The organism is Acrocarpospora sp. B8E8, from assembly GCF_039871605.1.
GTDB classification, from domain to species: domain Bacteria; phylum Actinomycetota; class Actinomycetes; order Streptosporangiales; family Streptosporangiaceae; genus Acrocarpospora; species Acrocarpospora macrocephala.
The window spans coordinates 105,731-122,085 of record NZ_JBDPLV010000027.1 but is presented as its reverse complement, the minus strand read 5'-3'; the positions used below and the strand labels follow the sequence as shown (position 1 = coordinate 122,085).

Annotated in this window: 13 protein-coding genes and 1 pseudogene; 8 read left to right on the top strand and 6 right to left on the bottom strand. The window is 69.3% G+C overall.

The genetic code is table 11. The features are described 5' to 3' along the window. Window positions 1–10: 10 nt before the first annotated feature. From ABGB08_RS25535 to ABGB08_RS25520, 4 genes are read left to right on the top strand one after another with little or no spacing between them, the layout of a single operon-like run. Complete coding sequence (locus ABGB08_RS25535) at window positions 11–931, top strand: sugar ABC transporter permease (RefSeq protein WP_347594450.1); 921 nt, start codon at window positions 11–13, stop codon at window positions 929–931. A 4-nt stretch (window positions 932–935) separates the two neighbouring features. Next, on the top strand, window positions 936–1,766 hold the full coding sequence (locus tag ABGB08_RS25530) for a carbohydrate ABC transporter permease (protein ID WP_347594448.1): 831 nt from the start codon (window positions 936–938) through the stop codon (window positions 1,764–1,766). A 14-nt stretch (window positions 1,767–1,780) separates the two neighbouring features. Then, entirely contained in the window at window positions 1,781–4,219 is a 2,439-nt protein-coding gene (locus ABGB08_RS25525; RefSeq protein WP_347594446.1) for a glycoside hydrolase family 3 C-terminal domain-containing protein, read from the top strand. 35 nt (window positions 4,220–4,254) lie between these two features. Then, on the top strand, window positions 4,255–5,400 hold the full coding sequence (locus ABGB08_RS25520; RefSeq protein WP_347594444.1) for an ROK family protein: 1,146 nt from the start codon (window positions 4,255–4,257) through the stop codon (window positions 5,398–5,400). Window positions 5,401–5,453: 53 nt separating this feature from the next. On the opposite strand, the gene ABGB08_RS25515 is transcribed toward ABGB08_RS25520, so the two are convergent. From ABGB08_RS25515 to ABGB08_RS25505, 3 genes are all read right to left on the bottom strand, one after another. Then, on the bottom strand, window positions 5,454–5,891 hold the full coding sequence (locus ABGB08_RS25515) for a hypothetical protein (RefSeq protein WP_347594442.1): 438 nt from the start codon (window positions 5,889–5,891) through the stop codon (window positions 5,454–5,456). Window positions 5,892–5,900: 9 nt separating this feature from the next. After that, complete coding sequence (locus ABGB08_RS25510; RefSeq protein WP_347594440.1) at window positions 5,901–6,827, bottom strand: RNA polymerase sigma-70 factor; 927 nt, start codon at window positions 6,825–6,827, stop codon at window positions 5,901–5,903. Between the two features lie 94 nt (window positions 6,828–6,921). Then, the gene (locus ABGB08_RS25505; RefSeq protein ID WP_347594438.1) at window positions 6,922–7,677 is read right to left on the bottom strand and encodes an SDR family oxidoreductase; all 756 of its coding nucleotides are present in this window, start codon (window positions 7,675–7,677) and stop codon (window positions 6,922–6,924) included. A gap of 272 nt (window positions 7,678–7,949) precedes the next feature. Between ABGB08_RS25505 and ABGB08_RS25500 the strand changes: the two genes are divergently transcribed. After that, complete coding sequence (locus ABGB08_RS25500) at window positions 7,950–8,387, top strand: SRPBCC domain-containing protein (RefSeq protein WP_347594436.1); 438 nt, start codon at window positions 7,950–7,952, stop codon at window positions 8,385–8,387. A gap of 132 nt (window positions 8,388–8,519) precedes the next feature. Here the strand turns inward: ABGB08_RS25500 and ABGB08_RS25495 are convergent, their stop codons facing one another. Beyond that, complete coding sequence (locus tag ABGB08_RS25495; RefSeq protein ID WP_347594434.1) at window positions 8,520–12,875, bottom strand: glycoside hydrolase N-terminal domain-containing protein; 4,356 nt, start codon at window positions 12,873–12,875, stop codon at window positions 8,520–8,522. 399 nt (window positions 12,876–13,274) lie between these two features. On the opposite strand from ABGB08_RS25495, the pseudogene ABGB08_RS25490 reads away from it, so the two are divergent. Both ABGB08_RS25490 and ABGB08_RS25485 read left to right on the top strand, forming a co-directional pair. After that, a pseudogene (locus tag ABGB08_RS25490) lies at window positions 13,275–13,934 on the top strand (alpha/beta fold hydrolase); the annotation flags it as partial. Next, window positions 13,916–14,236, top strand: a complete 321-nt coding sequence (locus tag ABGB08_RS25485) for a helix-turn-helix domain-containing protein (RefSeq protein ID WP_347594432.1) — start codon at window positions 13,916–13,918, stop codon at window positions 14,234–14,236. The pseudogene ABGB08_RS25490 and the gene ABGB08_RS25485, both read left to right, overlap by 19 nt. Here ABGB08_RS25485 and ABGB08_RS25480 read toward each other — a convergent pair. After that, the gene (locus ABGB08_RS25480; protein WP_347594430.1) at window positions 14,205–14,462 is read right to left on the bottom strand and encodes a hypothetical protein; all 258 of its coding nucleotides are present in this window, start codon (window positions 14,460–14,462) and stop codon (window positions 14,205–14,207) included. The two genes, ABGB08_RS25485 and ABGB08_RS25480, sit on opposite strands and share 32 nt — an antisense overlap. A 135-nt stretch (window positions 14,463–14,597) precedes the next feature. Continuing rightward, window positions 14,598–15,179 carry a helix-turn-helix domain-containing protein gene (locus ABGB08_RS25475; protein WP_347594428.1) on the bottom strand — a complete coding sequence of 194 codons (582 nt, stop codon included), beginning with the start codon at window positions 15,177–15,179 and terminating at the stop codon, window positions 14,598–14,600. A 91-nt stretch (window positions 15,180–15,270) separates the two neighbouring features. Between ABGB08_RS25475 and ABGB08_RS25470 the strand changes: the two genes are divergently transcribed. Further along, on the top strand, window positions 15,271–16,281 hold the full coding sequence (locus tag ABGB08_RS25470) for an NADP-dependent oxidoreductase (protein WP_347594426.1): 1,011 nt from the start codon (window positions 15,271–15,273) through the stop codon (window positions 16,279–16,281). Window positions 16,282–16,355 lie beyond the last annotated feature (74 nt).

The following is a 16,355-nucleotide window of genomic DNA, read 5'->3' as shown; positions in this document are numbered from 1 at the left end:
GACGTACCGAATGAACCCCACTGCCAACGCACCCGCGCACCGCCGCCGACGGCCCGCGTGGCGGCGCCGCCGCGCCCTGGCCGGCTGGCTGCTCGCGCTGCCGTTCACCGCGCTGTTCGCCGCCTTCATGGTCGGGCCGCTCACCGCCTCGCTGGCGCTGAGCTTCTCCGACGCGACCAGCCGCGATCTGCGCACGCCGTTCGCGGTGGGGTTCGTCGGGCTGTCCAACTTCGCCGACCTGTTCTCCGACGAGAAGTTCCTCCGGGCGATCGGGAACACGCTCTACTTCGCCGGGGTCGGCGTGCCGCTCACCGTGGCCGTGGCGATGCTGATCGCGCTGGCCCTGAACAACGGCGTCAACCGGTTCCGGGCGCTGTTCCGGGTCGGCTTCTACACGCCGGTGGTGACCAGCATCGTCGCCATCGCCGTGGTCTGGAAGTACATCCTGGAGCCGGACGGCCTGCTCAACCAGGGCCTGGCCACACTCGGCGTGACCGGGCCCGACTGGCTGCACGACACCAGCTTCGCGATGCCGTCGCTGATCCTGATGGCGATGTGGCGGAACATGGGCACATTGATGATCGTGTTCCTGGCCGGGCTGCAGGGCCTGCCCGCCGAGGTGTACGAGGCGGCCCGGATGGACGGCGCCGGGCCCTTCCAGCGCTTCCGCTCCCTCACCCTGCCGCTGATGCGCCCCACCATCCTGCTCGGCTGCGTGCTGATCAGCGTCTACTACTTCCAGTTCTTCGAGGAGGCGTTCGTGATGACCGGTGGAGGACCGCTGGACAGCACGCTCTCGATCACGTACTTCACCTACAACCAGTTCGGCTACGGCAACTACGGATACGCCTCCGCGGCCAGCTACATCCTGGCTGTCGCCATCGCCATCGTGACGCTGGTGCAGTTCCGCGTCCTCCGGGCAAAGGACTAGAGCATTGGCCAGCAGAAACATCCGGCACAGCCGGTGGTACCTCTACATCCCGCTGCTGATCGGCCTCGGCCTGACCGTGCTGCCGTTCGTGTGGATGGTCAGCGGCGCGTTCAAACCGCAGCGCGAGATCCTCTCCGGCGAGTTCACCCTGCTGCCGGAGAACGGCACGCTGCGCAACTTCGCCGACCTGTTCACCCGGGTGGACTTCAGCTCGTACTTCGTGAACAGCGTGGTCGTCGCGATCGCCGTCGTCCTGGGCAACCTGCTCTTCTGCTCCATGCTCGGGTACGCGCTGAGCAAGATCGAGTTCCCCGGCCGGAGAGCCCTGTTCGCGGTGGTCATGACCATGCTCATGGTGCCGACCGTGGTCACCTTCATCCCGCTGTTCGTGCTGGTCACCCGGATGGGACTGGCCAACACCTTCGGCGCGCTGATCCTGCCGTTCCTGGCCGCCCCGCTCGGCGTCTTCATCATGCGGCAGTTCATCGGCGACATCCCCGACTCGCTCATCGAGGCCGCCCGGCTGGACGGCGCGGGCGAGTTCCGGATCTTCTTCACCGTCGTCATCCCGCTCTCCGGCCCCGCCCTGGCCACCCTGGCCATCCTCCAGTTCCTGTCCTCCTGGAACGAGTTCCTCTGGCCGCTGGTCGCCGCCCAGACCGAGGACATGTACACGCTGCCGGTGGGCATCGCGCTCATCTCGGCGGGCGCCAACACGGTCAACTACGGCCTGCTGCTGGCCGGCGCCACCGTGATCGTGCTCCCCATCCTGGTGCTGTTCCTGTTCCTGCAGCGCTTCTTCATCCAGGGCATCTCCACCACCGGCCTGAAATAGCGAAAGGCTCCGCGTTGTCCGCGAACCTGCACCGGCTCTGCGCCGGCCTCACCCTGGCGGAGAAGGTCTCCCTGCTGACCGGGCGCGACTTCTGGTCCACCCGGGAGCTGACCCGGATCGGCCTGCGTCCGATCGTGTTCTCCGACGGCCCCTCCGGCATCCGCGGCCAGGCCTGGGACGAGCGCGACCCGTCGGTGAACCTGCCCTCGGCCACCGCCCTCGCCGCCTCCTGGGACCGCGACGTGGCCGGGGCGTACGGGGCGGTGCTGGCCGGGGAGGCCCAGCGCAAGGGGGTGGACGTGGTGCTCGGCCCGACCATCAACATGCACCGCACCCCCGGCGGCGGCCGGCATTTCGAGGCGTTCAGCGAGGACCCGGTGCTCACCGCCGAACTGGCCGCCGCCTACACCGAGGGCATCCAGCGGCACGGCATCGGCGCCACCCCCAAGCACTACCTGTGCAACGACTTCGAGACCGAGCGCTACACGGTGGACGTCCGGGTGTCGGAACGCGCCCTGCGCGAGGTCTACCTGCTGGCCTTCGAGAAGGCCGTCACCGGGGCCCGCGCCTGGCTGGTGATGAGCGCCTACAACGCGGTCAACGGCGCCACCTCGAGCGAGAACCCGCTGCTGGAGACGCCGCTCAACGACGAGTGGGGGTTCGACGGGGTGGTCGTCGGCGACTGGACCGGCGTCCGCAGCCTGAACAGCGCCCGGTACGCCCAGGACCTAGTCATGCCAGGACCGGAAGGACCCTGGGGTGAGGCCCTGGTGAAGGCGGTGGAGGCCGGGGAGATCGACGAGGCGGTGGTCGACCGCAAGGTGCTCCGCCTGCTGCGCCTGGCCGCCCGGCTCGGCAAGCTGGACGGCAGCCCGCTCGCCGTCCCCAGGACCACCCCTGACGTGGACCCGGTGCTGTTCTCCCGTGAGGCCGCCGCCGAGGGCGCGGTGCTGCTGGAGAACCGGGGCGTGCTGCCGATCGACCCTTCCTGGGTGCGACGGGTGCTCGTCGTCGGGCACGGCGCCGCCCACCCCCGCACGCAGGGCGGCGGCAGCGCGACCGTGGTCCCCGCCCACGTGGTCACCCCGCTGGAGGGCATCCGGGCGGCCTTCCCCGAGGCCCAGGTCACCTACCGGCCAGGGCCGCTGGTCGAGAACGGGCTCGCTTACCTGGCGCCGGGCCGGATGACCAACCCGGCCACCGGCGAGCCCGGCGCGCACGTGCGCTTCCTGGACTCCGAGGACGCCGTCATCCACACCGAGGAGCGCCGCTCCAGCGACCTGGTCTGGTTCGGCGGCGACGCCCCCATCGAGCGCGCCGCCACGGTGGAGGTCAGCACCCGCTACCTGCCCGAGACCGGCGGCGAGATCCGGCTCGGCGTCAGCACCCTCGGCCTGCTCCAGGTCGCCGCCGACGGCCAGGTGGTCGGCGAGCGCCACATCGAACCGGTCGGCACCGATCTAGGCGCCGCCCTGCTCGCCGCCCCCGTGGAAGCCTTCCCATTCGCCGTACGCCAGGACCGGCCCGTCGAGCTGAAGCTGACGCTCGCCCTGCGCCAGGCCGACGCGGGCCTGCGCGACGCGCTCGGCTTCCGGATCGGCCTGCTCCCGCCCGAGATCGACGACGAGCGGCTGATCGCCGACTCGGTAGCCGCCGCCCGCGACGCCGACCTGGTCGTGGTCGTCGTCGGCAGCAACAAGGAGCTGGAGGCCGAAGGCGAGGACCGGCACACCCTCGCCCTGCCCGGCCGCCAGGACGACCTGGTCGCCGCGCTCGCCCAGGCCAACCCGGTCACCGTCGCCGTGGTCAACTGCGGCGCCCCCATGCTGCTGCCGTGGGCATCCGACGTGGGCGCCGTGCTCCAGGTCTGGTTCGGCGGCCAGGAGCTCGGCGCCGCCGTCGGCGACCTGCTCACCGGCGCCGCCGAACCCGGCGGGCGGCTGCCCACCACCTGGCCCGCCGACGAGGCCCAGGTGCCGATCCTCCGGATCGAGCCGGTGACCGGCCAGGTCCACTACGACGAGGGCATCCATGTCGGCTACCGCAACTGGCTGCGTCTCGGCCGCACTCCCGCCTACCCTTTCGGCCACGGCCTCGGCTACACCACGTGGGCCCTGGAGGACCTCCGCGTCCCCGCCACCGTCGACCCTTCGTGCGAAGCCTTCACCGTCCGGGTCCGGGTCCGCAACACCGGCGACCGGGCGGGCAAGCAGGTCATCCAGCTGTACGGCGCCCGCGCAGAAACCGCGATCGACCGCCCGGTGACCTGGCTCACCGGTTTCGCTACTGTACGACTGGCCGCGGGCGCGACCGGCGAAGCCGAGCTGGACATCCCCGTCCGGACCTTCGCCCACTGGGCCGGGAGCTGGGCGTACGAGCCGGGGGACTTCACCCTCACGGCCGGGTTCTCCTCCGCCGACCGGGCGCTGACGGCCACCGTCCGCGTCGGCTGACCGGCGGTCCCGGGGTGCGCGGCAGGAGGACGCGAGTGGCGGCACTTGATCCGAAGGCGATGCGCCAGGCCAACGCGGAAACCGTGCTGGGCACGCTCTACGAGCACTCGGTCGTCTCGCTGGCCCAGCTCACCGCCCGTACCGGCCTGTCCCGGCGGACGGTCGAACTCATCCTCACCGACCTCGACGAGAGAGACTGGATCCAAACCCACCCGCCCGACCCGCAGGCCACCGGCCGGGGCCGCCCCGCCCGGCTGTTCTCGTTCCGCGACGACGCCGGCATGGTCCTCGGCGTCGACATCGCGCACGGCCACTGCGCCGCCGCCGTCGCCGACCTGCGCGGCGTGGAACTCGCCCGGCGGGTGCTCCCCGTCCACGGCGAACCTGGCAGGGCCGAACGCCTGGCCCTGGCCCGCGAGGCCATCGCGCAGGCCCTCGGCGCGGTCGGCCTGCGCCCCGGCCAGATCGGCGCGGTCGGCGTGGCCACCCCCGGCAACGTGGACGACCAGGGCATGGTCGCCGTCCGCCTGTCCATGCGCGACTGGATGGGCGTCCGGCTCGGCGCGGAGTTCGCCGCCGACTTCGACTGCCCCATCCACGTCGAGAACGACGCCAAGCTCGCCGCGCTGGCCGAACTCCGCGAAGGCGCCACCCCCGGCGCCGACCACATGCTCTGGCTGATGCTCGAAGGCCGCAACAACGGCCTCGGCATCGTCGTCAACGGCACCCCCTTCCGCGGTGTCGACGGCGCCGCCGGAGAGATCTTCTGGGCCAAGGCCCTCGGCCTCGACGACCTCATGACCTCTCCCCTGATCGGCCTCGGCCGCCTCCAGCCGGAATCCCGCCGCGCCGAGGCCGCCGCCCTGCTGGCCCGCGCCCACACCGGCGACCCCGCCGCCCTCGCCGAGGTGCACCGCTTCGCCGCCATCCTCACCCGCGCCCTGTCCACGCTCAGCTGGATGATGGCCCCCCGCCACATCGTCCTGGGAGGCTCCCTCACCTGGGCCTTCGGCGACCTGCTCACCACCACCGTCAAGTCCCTGCTGACCGACGCGCCCCCGTTCGTCACCGTCCATCGCTCCGCCCTCGGCGACTCGGCCGTCATCCGCGGCACCATCCGCACCGCCCTGGACCACTTCGACTGGACCACCACGACACCGGTCCGCTTAGCCCCTCGGTGAGCTGGTCGCCGCGAACACGATGGTGGCGGGCTCGCTCCTGAAGAGACCGGTGCTCAGCTGTGGTTCCAGCTGCGGAGCTTGTCGGGGTTGAGGACCACCCACACGTTGGTGATCTTCTCGCTCCGCACCTGGAAGCTGACGACCGCGGAGACGAGTGCGTCGTGTCGCAACACCAGGCCGGTCTTGCCGTTCACCGATTGCAGGGTGGCTTGCAGGGCGGGCTGATGTGACAACGCGCCGAGCATGAAGTGTGCGGTGCGGTCCGCGCCTCGGATGGGATACAGGGCGGTGCGAACCTTGCCGCCGCCGTCGCTCAGGGTGGTGGCGTCCGGATCGAGCAGGGACATCAGAGCGTTGACGTCGCCGGTCTCGCAAGCCGACCAGAAGGCGGTGACGATGCGGTGATGTTCTTGCGGCGTCGCCTGCCGCGGGCGGCGGCGAGCGAGGGAGGCGAGGTTCCGGTATATCTCGCGGAACGGCAACGCGAACATGCCGGCCCCCTATAGGGCCATGGCCGTGAGCTTCGACGGGTTCATCATCCACAGCACTCGGTCGATACCGTCCGAGGTGGCGCGCACGGTGACGACGGCGAACACGTCCCCGTCACGGGACAGGCGCACCGCGGCACAGCCGTTGGCCTCGACCGGGTCCACCGTCACGCCGGACCAGAACCTGCCGGCGAACGCGTGCACGTACTTCGCCACGCGGCGACGGCCAACGACCGGGAACTTCGACGCCCGGACGGCACCTCCGCCGTCGGAGTAGGAGATGACGTCCTCGGCGAAAAGCTCCTCCAGTACGGCGACGTTTCCTGACCGCGCGGCCGCCACGAACGCGGTCAGGAACCGTTTCTGCTCGGAGATGGCGACATTTGCGCGTATTTCCGCAGTCAGGTGTTTTCGCGCGCGGCTGACCAGCTGGCGCACGTTCGCCGGCGTGTGCCCGATGATCTCGGCGATCTCCTCGTAGGAGTATGCGAACGCCTCTCGAAGCACGTATGACGCGCGCTCGGTGGGGGTGAGTCGCTCCAGCAACATCAGCACCGCGACTTCAAGGGCCTCCGCGCGCTCGGCGCCCAGCGCCGGGTCGGCGGTGGTGTCGACCGGCTCCGGCAACCACGGACCGACGTAAGTCTCCCGGCGTACCCTCGCCGATTGCAGGACGTTGATCGCGAGCCGGGTCGTCGTCGTCGCGAGAAACGCCTCCGGGTTCCGTACGGTGGCCCGATCGTAGGTCTGCCACTGGATCCACACCTCTTGGAGCAGATCATCGGCTTCGCTCACGCTGCCCAGCATGCGGTAGGCGATCCCGAACAAGCGCCCACGCGCCGCATGGAACAACGCCTCCGCCTCCTGGAGGCCACCGGTGTCCTTCGACTGCATCGTTGGCCCTTGCTGCTCGACGAGCGTCCCTGTCACAACGATCATCTCGCTTCGACTGTCGAAGAGGCGGCTTCCAGCGCCTCGACCGCGCTGAGAAGTCCGCGCGGACCGGCTTCCGCACGCTGGGTGGTGGGGTGCGCTACTCGCCGGCCGGGATGCGGCCCGGCCAGTCCGCGTACCGGATCTCGCCGAGAATCGCCTCGCCCGCCGGCACGAGGCTTCCGTTTTCCAGCTCGCTGCCGAAGTAGCGCGCGTGCGGGTCCGTGACCACCTCGCGCGGGTCGTGCCACGCCGCCAGCGCGTCCCGGAAGAACACGTCCATCCGGAACTGCTCCGGCCCGGCCACATCCACCCTGCCGTTCAACGGCGACCCCGTCGCGATCCTGCCGACCGCCTGGGCGACCTCGTCGCCCGCGATGGGCTGGAAGAGCACCGGGGCCATCCGGACCGTGCCGCCATCGGTGCCCGCGTCGGCGATGCTCCGGGTGAACTCGAAGAACTGCGTGGCGTGCACGAGGGAATACGGGATCGACGAGCCCTCGATCAGCTTCTCCTGGGCGATCTTCGCCCGGAAGTAGCCGTTGCCGGGCAGCCGCTCGGTCCCCACCACCGACAGCGCGACATGGTGCCCGACGCCTGCCGCCGCCTCCGCCGCGAGCAGGTTGCGCGTGGAGGTCTCGAAGAACTCCAGCACCGCGGCGGGCTCGAACGACGGGGAGTTCGACACGTCGATCACCACGGACGCCCCGGCCAGGACATCGGCGAGCCCTTCGCCGGTGAGGGTGTTGACGCCGGTGTTCGGCGACGCCGCCACCGCCTCGTGACCGTGCTCACCGAGCTTGGCCACGAGCTTCGACCCGATCAGACCGGTACCCCCGATTACCACGATCTTCATGACAAGCCTTCCTGTCCTGTCCGCCGGGGCATCGATTGCCATCCGGTCGCCAGCTAAGACAGGACAGCCTCCCGGCCTGTGACAGCAACGCCGAAAGATTTCTTCGGGGTCGCCGGTCCCGGCCGCCCCGGGTAGCGTTGCGGAAGATCTTCCCGGTCTTCTTGGCGAGGGCGAACAGACGGTCGCCGGGTCGTGCTGTTGTGCGAGGGCCGCCCTCGCGCATGGTGTCGCCCCTACTGCTGGAATCCACGGCCACGAGGAAAGCGAGAAAAGTGCACACGATCGACACAGGGCTGATAATCAAAGCTGCGCCTGCCGAGGTCTGGGCGGTCATCGCGGACTTCGGGAGTTATGCCGAGTGGAATCCGTTCATCCTGCGCGCCGAGGGGGAAGCGGTCGAGGGAAGCACCCTGCGGCTGCACATCCGGCCGCCCGGCGAGAAGGGCATGACCCACCAGCCGACCGTTCTGATCGCCGAGCCCGCGCGGCGTCTGTGCTGGCTGGGCAAGGTCTCCGTGCCGGGACTGTTCGCCGCGCGGCACGAGTTCATCCTGGAGCCGATCGACGAGGGCACGCGATTCCGCCATCGTGAGGTGTTCACCGGCCTTCTCGTCCCCCTTCTCAGGCGAACCCTGCGGCGGACGGAGACGGGCTTCGAACTGCTCAACCAGGCACTGAAGAAGCGAGTCGAGGCCAAGTCCGCGCGGTGACCACAGCGTCCCCCGGCCAGTTCCCGCGCCTGGCTCATCGTGCACCCACCGGAGTTCATGCAGTTGGGGTTGTCCAAATAGGAGAGGTGCCGGGGTTCCTTGCGGTTGCCCGGCACCTCTCGTGGGGGTCGATCAGTTCTGTGGTGTGCCGCCGTTCTCGGTGATCAAAGCGTTGGCGTCACGCAGGAGGGTGGTCTTGACCTCGGGGTTCGAGACGATCTTCGGGTCGTTGACGGTTTCCACGAAGCGCTCGAGCTTCTTGACGATCTTCTTCTTGTCTCGCTCTCTTCCCTTGTCCTCGGACACCATGACCTTGGCGATCCTGTCCTGCAGCTTGGCGGCGCCGGTGGCGTTGAGCTTCCCGGCGGCCTCGAAGCGGTCGATCAGCGCGGAGATGTCGTCCGTCGAGGTCTCGACGGAGAACTTCACCGTCTGCACGGTCTGCTTGCCGGTGTTGTCGACGGCGGCGACGGTGAGCGTGTGCTCGCCCAGGGCCAGCTTGTAGAGCGGCTGGAGGGTCCCGGACTGGAGCGGCTGCCCGTCCAGGGTGCCGGTCACCGTCTTCACGCCGGATCCGGAGTCGATGGCCTCCCAGGCGATCTCCAGGTCCAGACTGTCGCCGTACGTGGTGCCGTCGGCGACACCGGTGACCAGGACGGTGGGAGCGCTGTCGTCGATCTTGACCGTCACGGCCTTGATCTCCTCGACGTTCCCGGCCTTGTCGGTCGAGCGGTAGCGCAGCTCGTGCTCGCCCTCACCCGAGATGACCACCGTCTCGGTGTACGGCGTCCAGGCGCCGCCGTCCAGGGAGTACTCGGTGCCCGCCACGCCGGACGTCTCGTCCGTCGCGGCGAGAACCACCGGCACGCTGTCGGCGTGCCAGCCGCCGTCGTTCGCCGGAGCGGGCTCCGCGGTGGTCACCGGCGCCGTCGCGTCCACCTTGACCGCGAGGGTCTTGGCGTCCTCGACGTTGCCCGCCTTGTCGGCGGAGCGGTAGGCCAGCGCGTGCGGGCCGTCGCCGGTGATGACGACCGGCTCGGCGTAACCGGTCCAGGCGCCGCCGTCGAGCTGGTACTCGGTACGGTCGACCCCGCTGCCCTGCGCCTCATCGGCTCCGGACAGCGTGACCAGCAGCGCGCTGGTGAACCAGCCGCTCGCCGACTGGGCCGGGTCGGTCGTCGCGGTCGTCACCGGCGCGAACTTGTCGGCCAGCTGCTTCCAGTTCCTCGCCTCCGCCGCGGTCAGCTTCCCGGCGATGATGACGGCGCGGTCCACCGCGCCGGTCATGCGCTGGCCGCCGCCCTGGTCGGCGGCGAAGCGGAGGGAGCGGGAGGTGCAGCCGGTGATGCCGTCGGAGGTGGCCTGGCCGGTGGCCTTCTGCTCGCCGTCCACGTAGACGGTGACCAGGCCGGTACGGTCGAGGGTGACCACCAGGTCGATCCAGCGGCCGGTGGGCAGGGTGGTGTTCAGGGTGATGCCCGTGCCCGCGCCGATGAACCGCAGCTGGTTGCTCGGCGTCACGTCGATGAGCACTCCGTCGTTGCCGGGGTTGCCGGACGGCTGGGAGTCGAACAGGCGGCGGTAGCCGGTTCCGCCGATCTTCACCTCGGCCGCGAACGTGGCCTCGGGCAGGTAACCGAGCAGGGTGTTGCCGGTGACCAGGTAGGTGGAGCCGGTGAGGTTCAGCCCGCTGCCGGTGGGCGCGGTGCTGTCGTAGGTGGCTGTGCCGCCGGCGACGGTGGCGTGGCGGCCGTTGCCGGAGGAGTCGGTGACCGTGCCGCCCTGCGTCGGGTCCCAGGCGACCAGCACCGAGCCGGTCGGCGGGGCGAAGCAGGGGGTCAGGGCGAGCGCGGCCGTGGCCGAGCCCTGCCAGGAGTCGCCGACGACCTTGGCGATGATCTGCGCCTGGCGTGATCCGGTGGCCGGGCCGGGCGTGACGGTGAAGGTGGCGGTGCGGGGGGAACCGGGCGCGGCGGCCGGCAGGTGCTGGGAGCCCGGCGTGGCGGTCCACCCGGCGGGCAGGGTGAGGGTCACGTCGGAGGCGGGCACCTCGCGGTCGCGGATGGCCGTCACGGTGACCTCGGCCTCGAACGGGACGCCGGGCGAGGCCGCGGCCGGCGCCTTGAGGGTGACGGCGGACTCGTTCTCGATCGTGTACGCCTTGCCTGCCTGCGCCTCCCAGCTCAGGACGTCGCCATCGCGCTGCGGGTCGACGCTGTCGCCCTGCTCGTCGTAGACCCGGTAGTGGCCGGTGATGATGGACGACTTGACCTTGAGCGGGCCGGTCTTGCCGGGCCGTACGGTGATCGTGTCGGGGGCCCCGCCCTTCCAGGCGGCGTCGACGGTGACGTCGCCGCGGGCGCGCAGGCCGGTCACCGAGCCGTCCTTCCACGTGCTGGGCAGCGCGGGAAGCACGTGCACCACGTCGTGCTGGCTCTGCACCAGCATTTCGGCGATACCCGCGGTGGCGCCGAAGTTGCCGTCGATCTGGAACGGCGGGTGGGTGTCCCACAGGTTGTCCAGGGTGGAGGACTTCAGCTGCTCGGCGAGCATCTTGTGGGCGTGGTCGCCGTCCAGCAGGCGCGCCCAGAAGTTGATCTTCCAGGCCTTGGACCAGCCGGTGCCGCCGTCGCCGCGCGCGGTCAGGGAGACCTTGGCGGCCTCGCCCTCGGGGGTGCCCGCGGTGATCTGGTTGCCCGGGTGCAGGGCGAACAGGTGGGAGACGTGCCGGTGGGTGTCGGTGGGAGAGTCCCAGTCGGTCTTCCACTCCTGCAGCTGGCCCCAGGAGCCGATCCGGATGCCGGGGTCGAGCTTGCTCAGGGCCGCGGTCACCTCGTCCTGGAACGCCTGGTCGACGTCCAGCTTCTTGGCCGAGGCGAGCGCGTTGGTGAAGACCTCGCGGACGATCTGCTGCGACATCGAGGCGCCGGCCGAGAACTGGCCGTTCTCCGGGGAGAAGCTGGGCGAGACGACGAGCTTGCCGTCACGCGGGTCGGTGTGCAGGAAGTCCAGCCAGAACTCGGCCGCGCCCTTGATCGCCGGGTAGGCGGTCTCGCGCAGGTAGGTCACGTCGCCGGTGAAGCGGTAGGTGTCGTACAGGTGCTGGGTCGTCCAGGCGGCGGCCTCGGGGAACCAGAACGAGGCGGGGTAGTTGTGCAGGCCGGTGAAGCCGTACGGGTTGGTCTCGTTGTTGACCACCCAGCCGCGGGCGCCGTACATGTCCTGGGCGGTCTTGCGGCCCGGGGCGACCATGGCGGTGATGTAGCGGTCGTAGGGCTTGGTGGTCTCGTGCAGGTTGGTCTGCTCGGCCAGCCAGTAGTTCATCTGCAGGTTGATGTTGACGTGGTAGTCGGCGTCCCACGGCGGATTGGTGACGTTGTTCCACACGCCCTGGAGGTTGGCGGGCAGGATGTCGTTCTCGCGGGAGGAGGCGATCAGCAGGTAGCGGCCGTACGCGAAGAACAGCGCCTCCAGGGCGCGGTCCTGAAGGGCGGAGCCGCCGGTATAGTTCCTGCGCAGCTCGTCGGTGGGGATCGTCGGCGTCGATCCGCCGAGGTCCAGCTTCACCCGGTCGAACAGCTCGCGGTAGTCGGCGAGGTGGGCGGCCTTGAGCTGGTCGTAGCTCTTGGCCGCGGCGGTGTCCACCGCGCCGGTGACGGCGGCGTGCGGGTCCTCGCCCCGGTAGGTCGGATACGTCCCGGCGTAGTCGGTTCCCGCCGACAGCACGAACACCGCGCTGTCGGCGCCGGTGACGGTGATCTTGTCCCCGGCGTCCACGCGGGAGCCGCCCTGGGCGATCACCTGTACCTGGGCTTCGAACTTCAGCTGGTTGCTGCTCAGCGCGCCGCGGATGGTGAGTCGCCCGTCGGCGGCGGTGACGGTCTTGTCGTTGCGCGGTGAGGTGTGCCGCAGGGTGAAGGAGACCTTGCCGCCCTGGTCGGCCGAGAGCCGGCCCACGATCACGTTGCCGGGGTTACTGGCGAAATACTCGCGGGAGTACGTGACACCGTCGGCGGTGTAGCCGACCTTGGCCACGGCGTCGCGCAGGCTCAACTCGCGGCGGTAGCCGGTGGAGCTCTGCGGCGCTCCGGCGATGTCCAGATATAGGTCACCAAAAGTCTGGTACGACCCGAAACCGGTCTTGCCCTGCCCGAGCCGGGCGGCCACGCTGTCCGGGCTCACTCTGCCGTCGCGGTCGATCTGCGCCTGCACGTCGGCGATGGCGCCCGGCCGCGGCGTCCGCCAGTTGCCGAAGTCATAACCGGCCTGACCGGGACCGCCGGTCCACAAGGTCTTCTCGTTGAACTGGATCTGCTCGCTCGCCACGCCGCCGAAGACCTTGGCGCCCAGCGGCCCGTTGCCGATCGGCAGAGCCTGGGTCTCCCAGTTGGTCGCGGGCTTGTCGTACCACAGGGTTAAGTCATCGGGTGTCTGGGCTGCGGTGACTGCCGGTTCGGGGTCGGCCTGCGCCTGCACCGGTATCGTCAACCCGACAGCCAGGGCTAACGCGGCGAGGAGGGAGACACCTAGTCTTCGCTGCGGAGAGTTGATCACAGATTCCTCCGATCACATGGGGGGTCCGAAATAAGGAAATAGCACCGAAACCTGTCCGCAACAAGACTTATGGTCCGATGTTCTCCCACTCGTGATCGGACCTCAGTGGTCACGCTCCGGCGCTCGCATCTCCCGGCGAGATCCGACCGTCCCAGCTCACCCTGTCCTTGCGGGAGGCCACGACCCCTTCACGACTCGGCAAATCAGAACAATCTTCTGCATGCGTCCGATAGACCGTGACAAAACATCCGATGTATCGTCCACTGGCCGGTGTGCTGTCACCAGGTAGACGCGATTGCGTTAGCCCAGGTCAGCGCTAATGTCCCCCAGGGCATGTTCAGCGAGCGCGACGGGAGTGCAGACATTTGTCCAAGACTGATGGTCGGCAGCCCACACATCGTCTTCTGCATGAGTGAGTACAACCTTGAGCAGTCGCATGGGATGCGCGTGGTCCACGACGGCCCGCGGGAGGCGCCGCCGCTGTTGCTCATCCACGGATCGGGTTTCTCGGGCGCTTCCTGGAGCCCGGTGGTCCCGGCACTCGCCGGCCACCATCACGTCATCCGGGTCGACCTCCCGGGCTGCGGCCAGTCCCCGCCCGCGCGGTCATACGACGTGCCCGTGCAGGCCGGCCGGGTGGCAGCGGTGCTCGACGACCTCGGCGTTCGTCGCGTGACCACGGTCGGGCACTCCAGCGGCGGCTACATCGCCACCGCGCTCGCCGAACAGCGCCCCGACCTGGTGCGGTCGCTCGCGCTGATCAGCACAGGACCGAGTCTCGACGCGCTCCTTTCGCAGCCGTTGTCTGGGGCCGCGACGCCGGGCGAGCCGAGGACAGGCTGCGCGCCGCCGCGTCGTGGGACGAACGGTTCACGATCGCGGCGGAAATCCTCGGCCGACGGCTGGGCGCCCGCCCACCCGTCGATCCGGAAGTCGTCTACACCTGGCGGCGGACGCTCACCAGCCGGGGGCGGGTGCGGGTCGACGGCCTGGCGAACGAGGTCGGCTGGAGCCGCAAGCGCCTGTGGTCCCGCTTCCGGTCCCAGCTGGGCATCACCCCCAAACGCGCCGCCCGGCTGGTGCGCTTCGACCACGCCGCCCACCTTCTCGCGGCGGGTCACGCCGCCGCCGGCGTCGCCGAGAGCGGCTACGTCGACCAGCCCCACCGCCACCGCGAGGTCAAGGCGTTCGCCGGACTCACGCCCACGGCCGTGGCCGTCGCGCCGTGGCTCGCGATTGACGACGTCGCGTGGCCGGTCGATCCTACTCGTCCTCGGGATTCAGCTCGAAGGTAAAGTAAATGCTCAGTACGTAGGGCTCGGGTTCGTCGTGCATGAAATCCCAAGAAACATCAACGAGGAAAACGGCATTTTCCTCCACCCACTGCTCTGCTTTTCTGAATGCTCCTGCGGCAGTTGTGGCGGGAAACAGCTTCCTGGCCATGGGGTGGACCTGGGTCTCGGCATCCGAGTCGTCGAAGTCGTGCGGAACTTCCAAACGGATATTGACGTTTGACTTCATGCGTCCATCACCTTTCGGTATACCGGAGATGCAGGTTGCCGAGGTTTCGGCGTCGAGTGTACTTCGCTCCCTAAGCGAGTGAGCTCTTTTCGTGGGTCAGGGACGAATAGGCGCCGTGGGCCAGTCCGTCGCGGATCAACTTTGTGGCCGCGGGGCGCATGATCTGCGCGCTTGATCGGTCAGGATCGCGCTCGCGACGACACCGAAGAGATGATCGGCGCGGCGCGCGAGCGAAGGTTGGTCGCCGAGCCACGTGAGCGCCCCGATCAGCGCGAACAGATCGGTGCCATCGATGTCGGTCCGCGCCATGCCCGCGGCCTGAGCGCGCGCGAGGAGCCGCGTGGCGGCCGCGCGCATCGTGACGCACGAAGCATGGAGTGCGGACTCGGTGTCTTCAATGGCGGCCATCATCAGCGCCACAACGCCCCGATACTCATGTGCGCACGCGACGCAGTCGCGTAGCCACGAAACAAGAGCCTCCTCGGGCGAGCTCGACGTTTCGAGCTCGGCTGCCTGTGCCGCCAGCTCGTCGAAGCCTGCGCGGAGCAAGGCCTCAAGCAACGCCTCTCGCGTCGGGAAGTGACGGTACAGCGTGCCGAGCCCGACGCCGGCCCTGCGGGCGACATCACGCAGCGACGCGTCGGCGCCTTGCTCGGCCACGACGGCGCTCGCGACGACAAGCAGGTGGTCGTAGTTCTTCTTCGCGTCGGCTCGCATCTACCCACCTTGACAATCGGAGCAGTGCTCCATATATATTCGGAGCACCGCTCCGCTAAGCCTAGCCCAGCTGCAGTGAAAGGCGAAACCGATGCCGGCAAACACGATGAAGGCCATTCGGCTGCACGAGTTCGGTGGTCCTGAGGTGCTGCGTTACGACGAGGTGCCGATTCCCGAGCCGAAGCCGGGTGAGGTGCTCATTCGCGTTCACGCGGTTGGCGTCAATCCCCCCGACTGGTACCGTCGCGAAGGAATGCCCAACGTGCCTCCTGAGGTGAGACCGCCGTTGAGCTTGCCCGCCATTCCGGGGACGGACGTGTCGGGCGTCGTCGAGGCCATCGCCGCGGATGTAGCTGGCTTCTCCGTCGGCGATGAAGTCTTCGGCCTCCTGCGCTTTCCCGGCCTCGAAGGCAACGCCTATGCCGAGTACGTCGCCGCACCCGCGTCAGACCTCGCCCGCAAGCCGGCTCGCCTCGATCACGTGCACGCCGCAGGGGTGCCCATGGCAGGGCTCACCGCGTGGCAGTTCCTGATCGAGCTCGGACACGAGCATCCGTCGCCCTTTCAAGCGGCACGGCATCGCCCGATGGCACTCGGCGCCGAGACGACGGTGCTCATCAATGGCGCCGCGGGCGGCGTGGGGCACTTCGCGGTGCAGCTCGCGAAATGGAAGCGCGCACGTGTCATCGCGGTGGCATCGGGAACGCATGAGTCGTTCCTGCGCGAGCTCGGCGCCGACCGATTCATCGACTACACCAAGAGCCGTCCCGAGGAAGCCGCGCACGACGTCGATCTCGTTCTCGATACCGTCGGTGGCCGCGACAGCAGTCGCCTCCTGCGCACGCTCAAGCGCGGCGGCGCGTTGTACCCGGTGTTCTTCGGCGACTACGACCCCGAGGAGACCGCGAAGCTAGGCGTCACGATCTCGGGCACCCAAGTGCGCTCGAACGGCCCGCAGCTCGCAGCACTCGGGCGCCTGCTCGATGCGGGCACCCTTCGCGTCGCCATCGACAGCACGTTCCCGCTTGCGGATGCTCGAGGGGCGCACGAACGAGCCGCCCGCGGGCACCTCCAAGGCAAGATCGTGCTCACCGGCGCGTGAGACGACAAGGTCGTGGCCCGCTCCTACGCCGAGTGGTGCGGCATCCTCGACATCCTGATCGCCGTTCAACTGGT

What these genes read in the sequence shown, in the direction of transcription:
- ABGB08_RS25535 (WP_347594450.1), top strand. Translation starts at nt 11, where the DNA reads ATGAACCCCACTGCCAACGCACCCGCGCACCGCCGCCGACGGCCCGCG.
- ABGB08_RS25515 (WP_347594442.1), bottom strand. Translation starts at nt 5,891, where the DNA reads ATGTTCGCGTTGCCGTTCCGCGAGATATACCGGAACCTCGCCTCCCTC.
- ABGB08_RS25510 (WP_347594440.1), bottom strand. Translation starts at nt 6,827, where the DNA reads ATGATCGTTGTGACAGGGACGCTCGTCGAGCAGCAAGGGCCAACGATG.
- ABGB08_RS25505 (WP_347594438.1), bottom strand. Translation starts at nt 7,677, where the DNA reads ATGAAGATCGTGGTAATCGGGGGTACCGGTCTGATCGGGTCGAAGCTC.
- ABGB08_RS25480 (WP_347594430.1), bottom strand. Translation starts at nt 14,462, where the DNA reads ATGAAGTCAAACGTCAATATCCGTTTGGAAGTTCCGCACGACTTCGAC.
- ABGB08_RS25475 (WP_347594428.1), bottom strand. Translation starts at nt 15,179, where the DNA reads ATGCGAGCCGACGCGAAGAAGAACTACGACCACCTGCTTGTCGTCGCG.
- ABGB08_RS25470 (WP_347594426.1), top strand. Translation starts at nt 15,271, where the DNA reads ATGCCGGCAAACACGATGAAGGCCATTCGGCTGCACGAGTTCGGTGGT.